Raw genomic sequence first — 16,162 nt, forward strand, 5'->3', positions numbered from 1 at the left:
GGGGGTTTTTCGACTGCATTTTTATCGTAGCACTCCATATTTGATTGTATCAAAAAATGGAAGCCGCGGAGGGGAGTTTTTTGGGCAAGCAGTTCCGATTTTACCCTAAAAATGAAATGAATATTAGAGGGACATTATTCAACCTCTCAATGCTCCTTGAAAACTGAATACAATCTTATCCGGTACGTTCCCCGCATGGCCTAGAAGGATAGCCAAATTGCAGGCGCGCCACGACCGTTTTGCCGGTTCTTGTTTTTGCATGTCTTGTAGCGGAACCGTCAGAAAGCGAGCGATTTTGCCCATGCAATCCATAAATGGTGGTTCCATTTAAGGCGAAGATCCATGCGGAGGGATAATGATACTTCCGTCCAGCCATAGCTCATCGCAATGGGGGCGGCTTGCAGCGATCCTGGAAGAGGTTTGAAGCCTATGAGGACGGCTAACCACTGTCCGCCGGATAGGGTTAATGGAAGAGAAGCAACCAAAACAGAGGCGGAAACAGAGATGCGCACAAGCGGTAATGTTTGTCGCGCATCTCTGTTTTTCAGCTTTTCTGGATTATTGGGAGGTTTTTATGAACCATAAACTCATCCGGTACAGCATGCAAATCGCTATGATAAAACAATTACTGGCATTATCTTTGATTACCGAAAACGAATTTCATTTGATAAAGAACAAAACGATGCGGGATTACGGCATCATTTCGGACCTTACTTCTTGATTCGCACATTTGTCGGGCCGCCCATCTCTTATTAAACTGATGGCAAGTAAATAAGAATGGAGGACAACACCATGGCTCTCGAAGTAGAAGTAATTAAAGCAAGTAGGAAAATATCCGATCGCAACGCCGGAAAGTTATCGGATGTCCTTCGCGTCGCCCCTTATGCCCGCGTAAGTACCGACACCGAGGAGCAATTGAGCAGCTACAAGTCGCAAGTCGCCTATTACACCGATCTCGTTAGCAAACGAAGCGACTGGGTGCTGGTTGATATTTATGCAGATGAAGCCATAACCGGTACTCAGGTAACGAAGCGCGAGGATTTCCAACGCATGATTAACGATTGTATGGATGGGAAAATTGATATGATCATCACGAAGTCTATCTCCAGGTTTGCAAGAAATACGCTGGACACGTTGAAATACGTCCGTATGCTGAAAGAAAAGAACATCGCCGTACTTTTTGAAGATGAGAATATCAATACATTGACGATGGACGGTGAATTGTTGCTCGTCATTCTAAGCTCCGTAGCGCAGCAGGAAGTGGAGAACATCTCAGCCAACGTAAAAAAAGGTTTGAAAATGAAAATGAAGCGCGGCGAACTGGTGGGCTTCCAAAGTTGTCTGGGATATGATTACGATGTGAATACGAAACAGATCACCGTTAATCAAGAAGAAGCCGAAATCGTCCGCTATATTTTTGAACGGTATACATCGGGGATCGGCGCTTACGTAATTGCTAAGGAACTGACTGAGGCGGGACATAAAACCAAGTATGGAAGAGTCGAATGGCAGGACACAACCGTTCTTGGTATCATAAAGAATGAGAAGTATAAAGGCGATTTGCTGCAAGGAAAGACATTTACCGTCGATCCCATTTCCAAGAGAAGACTGGACAATTACGGCGAGGAAGATCAGTTTTATGTCAAAAATCATCATGAGCCGATTGTCAGCGAGGAAGTATTTGAGAAGGCGCAGGACATATTGCATCGAAGAGGCGAGAATCGCCGCCGCGGCGCAAAAGGCAAGCGGGACAAGTACAGCAGGAAATTTGCTTTCAGCAGCAAATTGGAATGTGCTTTCTGCAGAAGCAATCTCTCCCGGCGGAACTGGCACAGCGGAACCCCGCACGAGAAGGTGATTTGGCAGTGCGTGACGGCCACGAAAAAAGGGAAGAAATACTGCTCTCACAGTAAAGCCTTGGAGGAAAAGCTGATTGAGGGTGCTTTTGTCGAATCGTATAAATTGGTGTGCCGCAATAATTCGGACGTGCTGGACGAGCTTATGAAAAGAATGGAGTCGGTGTTTAGCGACCAGAATCATCAAAAGCGATTGAACAAAATTATCAGCGACATTCAGGCCATGGAGCAAAAACGTTGCAGACTGATTGATTTGTGCCTGGATGAGAAAATAGACAGGGCTACTTACGAACAGAAGTATGCGGAACTCGATACTTCGCTTACTAAATTGCTCGAAGAAAAGGAACAGCTGGAGCAATCCGCACAAGATGAAATTGATTTGGGAAAGCGGCTTGAACATTTCCGCAAAGTGCTTCAAACAAATGAAGTTCTGACTGCATTCGATCGGAACGTTTTCGAAAGCATCGTTGATAAAGTGATTATTGGGGAGAACTCCAATCAGGAAAGTCCCGAGCCATACAAACTGACTTTTGTCTATAAGACCGGCTTTCATAACAGCATCCAAAGCAAGATGCATAAGCAAAAAAAGTCCTTGCGAAGTGAAAGGGGGAGAGTGCCTTCCTATTCCGAGAACAACACATGTGGAAGCTGTTTGTTCCTTGATTTATAAGGGTTTTGAGTAGGTGTTTAGGGGATTTGGGGACGAAACGGGGAATGGAATGGAAAGTTATTTTCGCCCCCGTTGTCCCTTTTTTTGTAATAAAATTTGCTTTTCAGGAAGATTTTTTGGTAACAGGTCCCTCATGTTAAAGTCCCTCCATATTTTCAACTTCTAGCAGGTTTACCGTTATTACGAGGCAGCGGCGATCCTGTCATCATCCAAGCCCGATACATCCCATACCCCAGCAAGCCCCCGAAAGTGTTCAAAATCAGATCATCCACATCAAACATGCCGATCGCCAGGATCAACTGGGAAGTCTCAAGTCCTAAGCTGAAGGTGAAGGATAGCATGAGCACCTTTAACCAGGGATTCGACATCCCTCTGAACAGAAGCGGGAGCAGCATTCCGAAAGGCATAAAGATCAGGATGTTTCCGGCAAAATTCACCCAGCTGTGCAGGGTGGCTTGTTCGAAATACGTGAAAATCACATGGAAAGGAACGAGATTCGCCCTGAACGTCAACTGGTCCATAATCATCTCAGGGCTGTGCCAGTGTGCCTTTAGCTGCTGCTTGATAAAATGCGGGTCAATGCTGTGGAACTTAAATAGAATCACTTTAACCACAATATACATATAAATGGCAAGCATTGCCGCGATCACCATACCGCCGCTCATTCTTTTGGTATTCACTACAACTCCCTCATTTCGTGCTGGTCTTTGTTTTATAATTCAAAGATAAAGCACAAAATTTAAGAATTAGTGGGAAAAAGATAACGATTTCCTTAAGCTTTTATAGACGGACTTTAAGGTTTCCCTAAATGTGCTTCTTTGCTCGTTAGCTCCCGGGTAAGAATTGAAGTGCCTCGTTTCAACCTGGCAGGATAAAATGGTATAATGAAGGGAATAAGGAATGGAGTGGGATGCGCATGTTCGGCTGCTTGATCCGCGTGTCGATGTGATCTTCAAGCGAATTTTTGGCAGTGAGCGTAATAAGGATGTGTTGCTGGCTTTTTTGAACAGCACGTTTCGTGAGGCAGGCGAATCGCCGCTAACCGAGATTGTGCTGCTCAACCCTTACACTGAGCCAGACAGTCCGAATGATAAGCAGTCGATTATGGACATCAAGGCCAAGACAGCCAAGGGCGAACTTTTGAATATCGAAATGCAATTGTTCAACCCGTATCATATGGAAAAACGTACACTGTTTTATTGGTCTGAAATGTACTACCATCAGATACCTAAGGGTGGCAATTACAATACTTTAAAGAAATGCGTGACCATCAATATACTGAATTATTCAACTCTGCCTAACGACCGCTACCATAGTGTGTTTCATCTACGTGAGGATCGCACAGGGGTTCCGCTCCTAGATGATATTGAGATTCACATCATCGAGCTGACCAAGCTGAATGAGCATGCAGCAGAGCTTGAAGAAGGCGGTCTGGTGAACTGGTTGCTGTTTTTAAAGGGTGTAGATAAATCAAATTGGGAGGTGCTGACGATGAAGGAGCCGATGCTGAAAAAAGCGATGGATACGCTGGAGTTTCTAAGCCAGGATCGGGCAGCTCGAATGGCTTATGACGCCCGGATGAAGGCACTGAGCGATGAGAAATCCCGAATTGAGGGAGCCAAGACGGAAACAAGCAAAGAAATTGCCGTCAGACTTCTGAACAGAGGAGTAGATCTGCAAACTGTTTCGGAAGCAACGGGGTTGTCTATGGAAGAAGTCAAACTGCTGAGACAGTAAGCAAAAATGTACTCCCTACATCACCACCCAAAGCTTAAACTCGACGACAGCCGCAGGGCTGTCTTTTCTTTTGCCAAATTTCGTATTTTACCGTACAACAGGAGATGCAAACAGAGCGTTAGAAGAAACACGCGGGTAAACGTGTTCGTGGTGGAAGTCCTAAAAGTGCAGCCAGGAAGGAAATTACTCCTCGATATAGAAACTAATAACTACCAAGAATATAGAACTAATTATCTAGGAGAATCGTATGATCGATAAAGTCATTCGTATTTTTAATATTATTAATGCGATCCAAGCTAATCCGGGCATTTCTGCTGCGGATTTGGCGCTAAAATGTGACGTTAACATCCGAACTATCTACCGAGACCTGGATGTATTGAATTTAATTGCTCCTGTAACGAATGAGAAACGAGGGACGGGCTATCGCTTTATGGGCAAGTTCTTTTTGTATCCGCTCAATTTTACGGAACAAGAAGCGCTCGCATTTTCCTTATTGCCGTCGGTTTTGGATATGGACAAACTGCCTCCCGGGTTTGACACGGCCTATGACAAAGTGATGGGGACGCATTTGAAGGAAAAGTCCAAGCAAAACAGCATCATTGAGGATATCGCTGATGTCATTCAAATGGGGACGCCGGCTTATCGTCAGGAAAGCCCTAATTTTTTGCAGCCGGTGATTCAAGCGATTTTGGAAAAAAGAACGCTCCATACCATCTACCATACGCAATATCGGGACGAAACGACGGAACGCCATGTAGATCCCTATTTCCTCGTTCCGCGGAAACAAGGGTTATATTTGATCGGTTATTGTCATTTGAAGCAAGCAATCCGAACTTTCCGGATCAGCCGTTTTCAGCAGGTTGAACTTACCGCGGGAACTTTCGATAAAGGGGATTTTAATCTCAAACAGTACCTAAAAAACACCTGGTCGATTGATCGCGGAGAGAAGAATACGCGCTTTAAAGTACGATTTTCTCCGGAAGTAGCTCGTTACATTAAGGAAGAGGAGCTGTTCGTCCAGCCTTGGATGAAGGATTTGAAGGACGGAAGCCTGTTATTTGAAGTTACCGTCAATAACGAAAAGGAATTTCTCATGTGGATTCAGCAGTACGGCCCGGCGGCGGAAATTTTGGAACCGGCTTCAGCCAGGGAGACTTTAAAACAACAGTTAACTGACTGGCTGGCCCTATATAATTCAGACGTTGAGGTGCGGAGTTAGCCGCATGGAAGATGATTTGAGGCCCTTTTATTTAGGGCCTCTTGGTTTATTGGGCGATTTTTAACAAATGGGCAAGCTCGTGGAAAGGCGTGTACTTTTCTTCATTATCAGTCGAATAAACGATCCTAGTTTCGAACAAAGATTCTTCGGCGGCGTTATTACGTTCCAAAACGAATTTCGGAAAGTGTTTTTTGAACAGTTTTGCCGTATTGAAGGCATCGTCGAGCGCGTTATGCTGTTTCCCGATAAAGGGGAGATTTTCCGCTTTCAAGGACTTTTTCAGACCCATCCTCTGGCCAATATCGGCCCCGTTCAAACGGGTGTAGGACAACTGGATATCATTGTAATTCCTTATCCAACCCAAGTCCATTTTTTTGGCGCTGCATTCGCGTACCAATTGATATTTATCGTCCGGTCCCCAGGAGCAAAGGTAATAATCCTCGCCTAACCAGGCCTTGAAGTTTTCTATTGCTTCTTTAAACAGCGGGGCATCATCTATGTTGGACTGCGTGACCCCAGTAAATTCCGTCGTCAGCTTGGAAATTTTGGGGCTTCGTGAAGGCTGCACGTAAGTGTGGTATAAATCGGTCATGTTCAGTTTGCCATGCTCATCGGCTCTAAGCTCAATCGCCCCGATCTCAATCGTTTCCGCCGTATGCCTTTGCGAGCGGAGTACCGTGAACTCCAGGTCAAATACGATGTATTTCATCATTATCGGCTCCTTTATGTATTGGCTTACTGCTAGTGTAAAGGAGGTTAGGTGACAGGGGGGTGTCACGAATGAATGTTCGATTTAGAGGCAATATAAAATTTTTGCTTAAACGTTTAAATAATAAATTATTGATTATGGAGGAATACGTCATGGAAATCGAGCAGCCGGCATATTTTTATCATTTTTTAGAACCTATATCTAAAGAGCTTGCCCTCGTGGCACGTGAACTTGAGAACAGTATTTTTAACAGTCCGCGTACGATGCTTACTCATGCCAGAACTTTTGTTGAAAATATACTACAGAAGGTGATTCAGGCGGAGAAGCTACCTGAGAATCAGCGAATCGGATTTTTAGAGAAAATTGATTTGCTGAATAATAATGAATTGCTCCCACCGGACATTCGAAACGATCTCCATTTTGTTCGCAAACTTGGGAATGAAGCAGCGCATAATGCCCGGATGTTCAGGTATTCTGAAGCGTTGTCTTCTTGGGAATCCATTTACCAAATAGTGAAATGGTATGTTGAAGTGTATGGACCAGTAAGTTTGGATATCCCTAATTATCAAGATCCATCGACGCAGATAAATTCAGCCTATGGAATCGCTGAAATTCAGGAGCGGCTAAAAGCTGTTGAGGAGTTACTTGTCTCATCTCTACAAAAAACAAAGGAGGAGTCTGAAAGCCGAGTGCCAGAGGAGGTTGCTGCAACAATCTCAGTTCCTGAATCAATAACGCCCGGCTTAACAACGATTCGAACAATTACATACCATGATCAACATGTGGAGATTCCATACTTTCTACGTGATGCATTCTTGCTGCCTCAGCGTTTTGAGAAATCGGAAACATTTCTTGTCCGTTTGGGAGCGGAACAACAGGCACGAATCATGAGCGAGCTGCCCAACCATTTGGAAGGATTGCACCGATACGTCAAACGTTTCAATGACAAGCATGAAGAAATATTCTTTGAAGAGTTGAAGCAATATATTAAAGAAGAAAAAATCCGTAGAAAACTGATGATGGAGCGCCCTGGGGAACTGTTCTTTTTCTTTAAAGAGGACTATATTGTTGTCACGGAAGAATTATCAAAAATACCACTTAATACAGACGAATTCACTGGATTCCCTAATCTGTTAAAACAGCTGAATGAAGATCACATAACGAGAGTTGAACATTTGCCTAAGGAACTTGTCATTCTTGCAAAATATAATAACGTGGGGAGCAGTACGGTAGAAAAGCTGTTCAGACAGTTGAAGGAGAAGCAGAAGGAGAATAACAATAAATAGAGGATTTTCTCAAAAACACGTTTCCGAGCGAAGCGTGTTTTATATTTGTGAGGAGAGGAACGGAGTATGAAAAAAGCAATACTCAACTGGATGGGAGGTGGAGTATAGAACGTATATTCGCTGACCATATACAGTCACTTTGGAAAGGTATCATTGTAAGCAAAGTGCCTTTAACGCATTATTAAGAAAGGAGCGTAAATGTGGTATCTTATTACTATGAGAAACTAGGGAATTCTCCCTAAAACCAATGAAAGCTACGGGTGAAATAAACAATGAAGCGAATAGCCGAATACAGCGCAGGAACTGTAAAACAATCGTTCTGGTTTTCCGAATTTCGCAAGGTGGTTCACCTGTTGGATCAAGGAATGACAATAACGGATATTAAGGCATTGAATAAGGAACAGAATATTTTTGCGGCTCCAACTCAGGAAAGAGCTACGCAAATTATGAATACCATAGCCACACGGGTAGCCAGTTTAGACGCTTCCATTTATCCTTTGTTCGAGCAGAGTGATGTGTCAACCCAGAAGCTGATTGCTTTGGTAGCTATTATGCAGACAGATCGATTGTTTTTTGAATTTGTTTATGAGGTCGTTCGGGAGAAGATGATTGTCGGAAGCCATGAACTGGCAGACAGCGATATTCGGATTTTCTTTAAGGAGAAACAACTCCAAAGCGACAAAGTGGCTGCTTGGACGGAATATACGTTGAAACGTCTAGGAAGGTGCTACAAGACGATGCTGATGGAAGCCGGTTTGACGGATCGAGCTCCCGGGAGCAGAGCAATACTTAAACCCATTCTGGACCCTGAATTGGAAGCATGGTTGCGAAAACATGGCATGGACCTGATGATAAACGCACTGACAGGAGTGAGATAATGGCAAGTCTTCAGGAACGGCTGGAACAAGCAGAGGAGATTATTAAACAACCGAGCTTTCGCCAGAATAAAGGCCTGGGTAATGAAGTCGGCTACTACGTATTTGATTATCCGGCAGAGCAGGAAATGGTGATTAGAGAATGGACCCGGTATATGGAGGCGAAATATTCAAAGTCTTACCATGACTTTGAACTGTTGGTATTTGATTTGTATGACATCATTATCGACACCTTGGAGCAGGAAGATTTCATGGAAGATTGCTTTCGGTTCGAGAAAAAGAAAGGGATGGAGCGGATCGTGGAGTCCGTTGGGCGATTGCTTCAAATCAGCGATGACGCAAGCGTGATTGTTCAACATATCCGGGAACGAACCCCGCAGAACGCGGTTGTTTTCCTGACCGGGGTCGGAAAATGCTATCCACTGCTCCGTTCCCACAAAGTACTGAACAACCTGCACCAGTCCGTGGATCACGTGCCGGTGGTCATGTTTTTCCCGGGAACCTATGATGGGCAGGAACTTGTACTTTTCTCGGAAATCAAGGATGACAATTATTATCGAGCGTTCAGGCTCGTGGAATGACAGGGAGAGGTAAACAATGAAGATACAGGACATGTTTATCAGGGAAATCGACAGGGATATTAAAGGGGTTATCAAAGTCGGACAAGGCGATGAGGCCAACGTCAAGCAGGAGCTGGATGAATACGTCGTTACGAGGGAATTGCAGAAGCATTTTGCTGATTTTTTTGCCAGTTACAAAAAAGGGATCAACGGTTACACGGACAAAATGGGGGTCTGGATCTCCGGTTTCTTCGGGAGCGGTAAATCTCATTTCCTGAAAATTCTTTCCTATTTGCTTGAAAATCGTGAGGTCGAAGGTAAGAAAGCGCTGGATTATTTTATCGATGACCGTAAAATCACGGATCCGATGGTCCTGGCAGACATGAAACTCGCTACCAGTGTTACGACGGATGTTGTCCTATTCAATATTGACTCCAAGAGCGAAATGTCGGGAAAGCAGTCCAAGGATGCGATTGTCTCCGTCTTTTTGAAGGTATTTAATGAAATGCAGGGATTTTGCGGATCGATTCCGATTCTGGCAGATCTGGAGAGACAGTTGGTTGAAGTTGGACGTTACGATGAATTCAAGCGTTTGTTTGAAGCGGACTATGGCAAGCCGTGGGAAACCTCCCGCCACAAGTTTGACTTCATTCAGGATAGCATTGTCGATGTATTGGTCCAGATGAACTTCATGAGCGAAGCAGCGGCGCGTAACTGGTGTGAGAGAGCGGTCGAACCTTACAATATCAGCATTGATGATTTTGCTCGTCTCGTAAAGGAATACATCGAGCGCCGGGGCAACAACCATCATATTGTTTTTCTAGTCGACGAAATCGGGCAATACATTGGCGATGATTCCAAATTGATGCTGAATTTGCAAACTGTAACAGAAGATTTGGGGACAGCTTGCAAAGGGAAAGTCTGGATCGTCGTCACCAGCCAGCAGGATATCGACTCGATAACGAAGACGAAAGGCAATGACTTCTCCAAAATCCAGGGCCGGTTTGATACCCGTCTGTCCTTGTCGTCCGCGAATGTCGATGAAGTGATCAAGAAGAGAATATTGGAGAAAAACACGACTGCTGATCAAACCCTAAAATTGCTCTACGAACAAAAATCAACCATTATCAAAAATTTGATTGTGTTCAATGATGGGGTTGAGAAAAAACTTTATACCGATAAAGAGGATTTTTCGACCGTTTACCCGTTTATTCCCTATCAATTTAACCTGCTAGGGAGCGTGCTCACTTCGATTCGGACTCACGGCGCTTCGGGCAAACACCTTGCTGAGGGGGAGCGCTCGATGATCGCCTTGTTCAAGGAATCCGCGATGAGATTGATGGAACGGGCGGAAGGGACGCTTGTCCCGTTTAACCTGTTCTATGATGCCCTGCATCAATTCCTTGACCATAGCCATAAGGGTGTCATCAGCAAGGCTATGGATAATGAAATCATTAATCCGGACAAGGTTGAAGAGTGTTTTGCGGTCAATGTATTGAAGACCCTGTTTATGATTAAATATGTCAAGGAAATTACGGCTAACATCGATAACATCACCAGCTTGATGATTTCCGATATCGATACGGACAGAATTGTGTTGAAGGCGCAAGTAGAGGAAGCGTTGAAAGTTTTGTCCAGCCAGACTCTCATTCAGAAAAACGGTGAAATTTACGTATTTCTGACGGATGAAGAGCAGGAAATCAACAAGGAAATTGACCATTTGAATGTGGAAATGTCGGAAGTCATCGGCAAGGTCTCGGAACTGGTGTTTGAGGATATTTTCAAGGAAAATAAATACCGCTATCCCTCCTTTAACGGCAGGTACAACTTTGCCTTCAATCAAGTGATTGATGACCGGCCTTATAAAGCGAATCAGAACCATGATATCGGAGTTCGGATTCTTACGCCAAACTCTGATTTCGGCGATGATGAAACGACACTTCGCATCATGTCCGGTCAACAAAAAGAAGTTCTTGTCGTGTTGCCAAACGATTCCGCTTTCCTGGATGAAACTCGTCGTGCCCTGCAAATTGAGAAATATTTGCGGCTGAATACGACCAGCGCCTTGCCTAAATTTGACCAAATCAAGGAGTCCAAGCGGGTTGAAATGCGGGAACGGAACGATAATGCCAAGCTGTTTCTGACGGAGTCTCTGAAGCAGGCGGATATTTATGTCAATGGGGATAAGTCACAGATCGGTTCCAAGGAGGTCTCCTCCCGGATCAATGAAGCGTTGGGACGGCTTGTGAATACGGTCTACCATAAACTATCCTATATCGATACAGCCATGAGCGAAGCCAATATTCGCGCTTTGTTTAAAAGTTCCGATCAGATGGCTCTGTCTCTGGAAAATGGGACGGAGCCCAACCAGCATGCGTTGAATGATATGCTTAGTTATATATCCACCAATTCTTCGATGCACATGAAGACGTCGATGAAAAGCTTGATGGATCGCTTTATGAGAGCTCCATACGGCTTTGTGGAAGATGATGTCGAATGGCTTGTAGCTAAATTGTTCAAGAATGGCGATATATCCTTTACGGTCAACGGTTCCAACGTGACCTTGTTTAATAAGTCGGATGAGGAGATTGTTCGTTATATTACGAAGCGGGAGTATGTTGAGAAGCTGCTGACCGAAAAGCGGGAAAAGCCGGATGAGCGTCTAAAGAAGTCGGTTCGTGAAGTGATGAAAGAGCTGTTCGGTACTTCGGGCAGCCATGAAGATGACGATGCCCTAATGCGCGGTTTCCAAACGTACAGCCGCAATTTGCTGAATGAACTGGACAAGTATGAAATTATGTACCAGGCGAAATCTTTTCCTGGCCGAAACGTGGTTGCTCAAGGTAAGAACTTGCTGCGTTCGATTTTGCAAATGGAATTCCAGTTGGAGTTTTATAAGAAAATCCATGCCGAACGGGAAGAATTGCTCGATTTTGCGGAAGACTTTGAACCCGTTAAATTGTTCTTTGGCGGTGAACAGAAGGCAATCTATGAGAAGGCATTGAACCTGATAAGCATTTATGACCAAAGTAAAACGTTTATCGTTCATGAACAAGTAGAGCAAGTGGTATCTGATATAAAAGCAATTTTGAGGAAAGAATCCCCATACGGAGATATTCCAAAGCTTCCGGAATTGCTGGATCGTTTTGCCGAGCTGTACGCCGGGTTATTGGAAGAGATGGTTGTTCCCGTGAAAGCGGCGATTGATGATGCGCGTGAGAGAGTATTCGAAGTGTTGGAGACGAAGGAATACAAAGAGCAGTTTAAGTCGCGTTTCCTCATGTTGTTTAAGGAAATTTCCGAAAAAGCAGAAACCTGCAACAATGTGGCGACCTTGCAAAATATCAAGATCGAAGCGGATGCCTTGAAGGTGAGGCTGCTAAATGAATTGGCTCGTAAAGATGAAATGATCGCCCTTGACCGAGTTAAGGAACAACAAGCGAAACTCGTTGTGGACCAATCCGAAGGGCAAACAATTCCAAAACTTGCTCCGGAGCCAAAGTTGAAGAAAAGAAAAAACATCAGCATTAAATCGGTCAGTCTCTCCGCCTCCTGGCAAATTGAATCGCCACAGGATGTCGAGAAGTATGTAGCAGAACTAAAACAGAGGATCTTAAAGGAATTGGAAGAGAACACGATCGTAAATATTGAGTTTTAAAAGGAGCAGCATGTAATGAACAAGACAGCCATCAAGAACTTTGCAATCTGGGCCCGCAAAAAGCTGATCGCGGATATTTCCTATAAAGCCGGTTTGCTCGGGATTACGGATAAGGAGATAAAATCTCCGTTGCCCCAATCTACCCACGATGTCGAGTTTTATGATATAGGCACAAAGGAACCGTATTCGATTAGCGGCATTGAAATTGAACAACGCAAAAAATTGGCCGAAGTCATTCAAGAGAGAATGGAGCGGTCTGATTATAAGTCCGCGTTTAACAATGTGATAGAAGAAGTCGCCTATACCTGGTTCAACCGTCTGATTGCGGTTCGTTTCATGGAGGTAAACGATTATCTTCCGTCACGGGTACGAGTGCTCTCGTCGGACAGCAATGGCAAATCCGAACCGGATCTGGTCACTTCACCGTTTAATGCGGATTTGGAGTATAGCCAGGATGAAAAGGAACAGATCATCAAGCTGAAAAACAACAATGAACTTGACAAACTGTTTCAAATGCTGTTTATCAAGCAGTGTAATGCCTTGAACGCCATCCTGCCTGAATTATTTGAGCAAACGAGCGACTATACCGAGCTGCTGCTCAACGTGTCCTTCACGGATCAAGAAGGCGTTGTCTATCATCTGGTGAATGATATCCCAGAGAGTGACTTCGACGTGAAAGAGGAAGGTCAGGTTGAAATCATCGGGTGGTTGTATCAGTATTACAACACGGAACTTAAAGACGAAACCTTTGCCTTGCTCAAAAAGAACGTCAAGATTACAAAAGAGCGAATTCCTGCAGCGACTCAATTGTTTACCCCGGATTGGATCGTGCGTTATATGGTTGAAAATAGTCTCGGCCGCCTCTGGTTGGAGGGCCATCCCAATGATGAGCTCCGCGCCGGATGGAAGTATTATTTAGACGAAGCGGAGCAAGAGCCAGAGGTGCAGGCACAGCTGGAAGCGATTCGGGAGCAATATAAAACGATCAAACCGGAAGAGATCAAAGTGATCGACCCTTGTATGGGGAGCGGGCACATCCTGGTCTATGCTTTTGATGTATTGATGCAAATCTATGAGAGCTATGGCTACAGCCAGCGCGATGCGGCCAAGAGTATTCTTGAACATAACCTTTATGGTCTCGACATCGACAAACGTGCATATCAGCTGGCTTATTTTGCCGTCATGATGAAAGCCAGACAATACAACCGGCGGATCCTGAACGGTGAAACGAAGTGCCATCTCTATGCGATCCAGGAAAGCAACGGGATCAACCGGGAACAGTTGAAATACTTCGGTATGGGATTGGATGAATCCGATCGAAACATGGCTCTGCATCAAATGGAGTACCTGCTCGATACGATGCATGATGCGAAAGAGTATGGATCCATTTTGATCATTGATGAACTGAAATGGGACTTGCTGGAGGAGTTTGTTGAACGGGCTTATTTGGATGGTCAAGTGACAGCCGATACCGTTGATTTGGATATCACACAGTTAAAGTTGAGACAATTGGTACTGATTGCTGCCTCTATGGCACGGAAGTATGACGTAGTGGTAACGAATCCGCCGTATATGGGCAGCAGTGGTATGGGGCCAAAACTGGCGGATTATGTGAAGAAGAATTATCCGGATAGTAAGAGTGACTTGTTCGCTGTGCTAATTGAACGTTGTGGACAGATGACGAAGAAGAATTGTTTCCAAGCAATGATCACGCAGCATGCATGGATGTTTTTGTCTAGTTATGAGAAGTTGCGAGAGAAGATATTGAAGCATGATATTGTAAATATGGCGCACTTAGGTGCAAGAGCATTTGAAGAAATTGGTGGTGAGGTTGTACAGACAACGAGTTTTGTGTTTAGAGATAGTCTAATATTGAATCATTATGGAAAATACGCAAGGTTAGTTGATTTCAACAGCCAGATGGAGAAAGAATGCGCGTATTTAAATATGATGGACCCCTATACAGCAAAACAACATCACTTTTATAGAATTCCAGGCGCTCCTATAGCATATTGGGCAAGTACGAATATTTATAGGCTTTTTAACAATACGTTAACGGAAGATTTTACAATATCTGATGGACAGAATATTACCGGTAACAATGAGAGATTTCTTAGAAATTGGTGGGAAGTAAATAGATTCAAGGTAGGTAATGATTGGGTTTTATGTGCTCGGGGGGGGGCATACAGAAAATGGTACGGCAATATCGAAGAAGTTATTGATTGGTCAGAGAGTGCTTTAGTGCATTATAAAAAGGATCATATTGCTCGCGTTGTACCTGAATATATTCGTTTTCGCCGAGGAATAACCTGGAGCCGTATAGCATCCAATAAAGTGGGATTTAGGCTACTTTCAGAAGCAAATTTATTTGAGAAGACGGGAGTCTCGATCTTTTGTAAAAGCGAATCGGATCTTTCTTTAATCATTGGATTACTTAATTCTTGCGTAACAGATTATTTGTTAAAAGTCATTACTCAAGTGATTACGATACAAGTTAGAGATATTCGTAGCATACCTTATTTACAACCTAATTCACAACAAACTGGGATAATAAATGAACTTGTGCTAAGCAGTATTGAATTATCAAAAGATGAGTGGAATTATTTTGAAAATAGTTGGGATTATATACGTCATCCATTCTTTATATTCCGATCAACTAATAGCCTTAAACTTTCATATTTTAACTGGTCTCAACAACTAGATAATATGTTCAATCAGATCAAATCCAACGAAGAAGAACTCAACCGCATTTTCATCGAGATTTACGGACTGCAAGACGAGCTCACCCCAGAAGTCGACGACAAAGACATCACCATCCGCAAAGCCGACCTCGGTCGAGATGTCCGTTCCTTCCTCTCCTATGCCGTCGGCTGCATGTTCGGACGGTACAGCCTGGATGTGGATGGACTTGTCTATGCCGGTGGAGAGTGGGATAGCAGCAAATACAAGACCTTTATCCCGGATAAGGACAACGTGATACCTATTACGGATGAGGAGTATTTTGAGGATGATATTGTTGGTCTGTTCTGTGCCTTCCTCAAGAAGACGTTTGGAGAAGAGACGCTGGAGGAAAATCTTGATTTCATCGCAAAAGCGCTAGGCAACAAAGGGAACACATCCCGTGAGGTGATTCGGAACTACTTCCTGAAAGACTTCTTCAAGGATCACTGCAAAATTTATCAGAAGCGGCCGATCTATTGGCTGTTTAATAGCGGGAAAGCGGATGGCTTTAAAGCACTGGTGTACATGCATCGATATAATGCCGATACAATCGGGAATTTGCGGATTGACTATCTGCATCGGATGCAGCGGGTTTACGATAGTGAAATTGCCCGGATGCAGGAGACAATCGACAACAGCGGGAATGCCCGTGAGGTCGCCGCGGCAACGAAACGGAAAGAAAAGCTGACCAAGCAGTTGAAGGAAACGAAAGAATACGATGAGAAAATTGCTCACCTGGCTCTTGCCCGGATTGAAATCGATTTGGATGATGGGGTCAAAGTCAATTACGAGAAAGTGCAAACGGCAGGGGATGGCAAGAACTACGAAATTTTGGCAAAGATCTAGTTACTATAGCTCTAATCCGACAGGA

The 16,162-nt window shown here is 44.1% G+C and carries 11 protein-coding genes; 9 read left to right on the forward strand and 2 right to left on the reverse strand.

Translation table 11 applies throughout. The annotated features are described in order from the left end of the window. Window positions 1-574 precede the first annotated feature (574 nt). Window positions 575-721, forward strand: a complete 147-nt coding sequence (locus tag FRY98_RS22700) for a hypothetical protein (protein ID WP_036628241.1) — start codon at window positions 575-577, stop codon at window positions 719-721. Between the two features lie 71 nt (window positions 722-792). Then, a complete protein-coding gene (locus tag FRY98_RS22705) occupies window positions 793-2,526 on the forward strand; it encodes a recombinase family protein (RefSeq protein WP_148456416.1) in 1,734 nt (577 codons plus the stop codon). 155 nt (window positions 2,527-2,681) lie between these two features. On the opposite strand, the gene FRY98_RS22710 is transcribed toward FRY98_RS22705, so the two are convergent. Further along, entirely contained in the window at window positions 2,682-3,206 is a 525-nt protein-coding gene (locus FRY98_RS22710; protein WP_148456419.1) for a VanZ family protein, read from the reverse strand. 220 nt (window positions 3,207-3,426) lie between these two features. Here FRY98_RS22710 and FRY98_RS22715 point away from each other — a divergent pair, with 220 nt between their 5' ends. Both FRY98_RS22715 and FRY98_RS22720 read left to right on the forward strand, forming a co-directional pair. Then, window positions 3,427-4,263, forward strand: coding sequence for an Rpn family recombination-promoting nuclease/putative transposase (locus FRY98_RS22715; protein ID WP_148456421.1), 837 nt, complete (start codon window positions 3,427-3,429; stop codon window positions 4,261-4,263). Window positions 4,264-4,510: 247 nt separating this feature from the next. Next, on the forward strand, window positions 4,511-5,482 hold the full coding sequence (locus FRY98_RS22720; protein WP_148456423.1) for a helix-turn-helix transcriptional regulator: 972 nt from the start codon (window positions 4,511-4,513) through the stop codon (window positions 5,480-5,482). A 46-nt stretch (window positions 5,483-5,528) separates the two neighbouring features. Here FRY98_RS22720 and FRY98_RS22725 read toward each other — a convergent pair whose 3' ends face one another. Continuing rightward, window positions 5,529-6,191, reverse strand: a complete 663-nt coding sequence (locus FRY98_RS22725; RefSeq protein ID WP_148456425.1) for a 3'-5' exonuclease — start codon at window positions 6,189-6,191, stop codon at window positions 5,529-5,531. Between the two features lie 71 nt (window positions 6,192-6,262). Between FRY98_RS22725 and FRY98_RS22730 the strand changes: the two genes are divergently transcribed. The 5 genes from FRY98_RS22730 to pglX all read left to right on the forward strand — a co-directional run bounded on the left by FRY98_RS22730 (window position 6,263) and on the right by pglX (window position 16,137). Beyond that, on the forward strand, window positions 6,263-7,477 hold the full coding sequence (locus tag FRY98_RS22730) for a DUF4145 domain-containing protein (protein ID WP_249043507.1): 1,215 nt from the start codon (window positions 6,263-6,265) through the stop codon (window positions 7,475-7,477). Between the two features lie 272 nt (window positions 7,478-7,749). Next, entirely contained in the window at window positions 7,750-8,355 is a 606-nt protein-coding gene (locus FRY98_RS22735; RefSeq protein ID WP_148456427.1) for a DUF1819 family protein, read from the forward strand. Continuing rightward, window positions 8,355-8,933: a DUF1788 domain-containing protein gene (locus FRY98_RS22740; protein ID WP_148456429.1), complete on the forward strand. Its 579-nt coding sequence runs from the start codon at window positions 8,355-8,357 to the stop codon at window positions 8,931-8,933. The genes FRY98_RS22735 and FRY98_RS22740 overlap by 1 nt, the downstream gene beginning before the upstream one ends. Before the next feature lie 16 nt (window positions 8,934-8,949). Next, window positions 8,950-12,570 carry a BREX system P-loop protein BrxC gene (gene brxC, locus FRY98_RS22745; protein WP_148456431.1) on the forward strand — a complete coding sequence of 1,207 codons (3,621 nt, stop codon included), beginning with the start codon at window positions 8,950-8,952 and terminating at the stop codon, window positions 12,568-12,570. A 15-nt stretch (window positions 12,571-12,585) separates the two neighbouring features. Next, on the forward strand, window positions 12,586-16,137 hold the full coding sequence (gene pglX, locus FRY98_RS22750) for a BREX-1 system adenine-specific DNA-methyltransferase PglX (RefSeq protein ID WP_148456434.1): 3,552 nt from the start codon (window positions 12,586-12,588) through the stop codon (window positions 16,135-16,137). Window positions 16,138-16,162 lie beyond the last annotated feature (25 nt).

It is taken from the genome of Paenibacillus faecis (assembly GCF_008084145.1).
GTDB classification, from domain to species: Bacteria; Bacillota; Bacilli; order Paenibacillales; family Paenibacillaceae; genus Fontibacillus; species Fontibacillus faecis.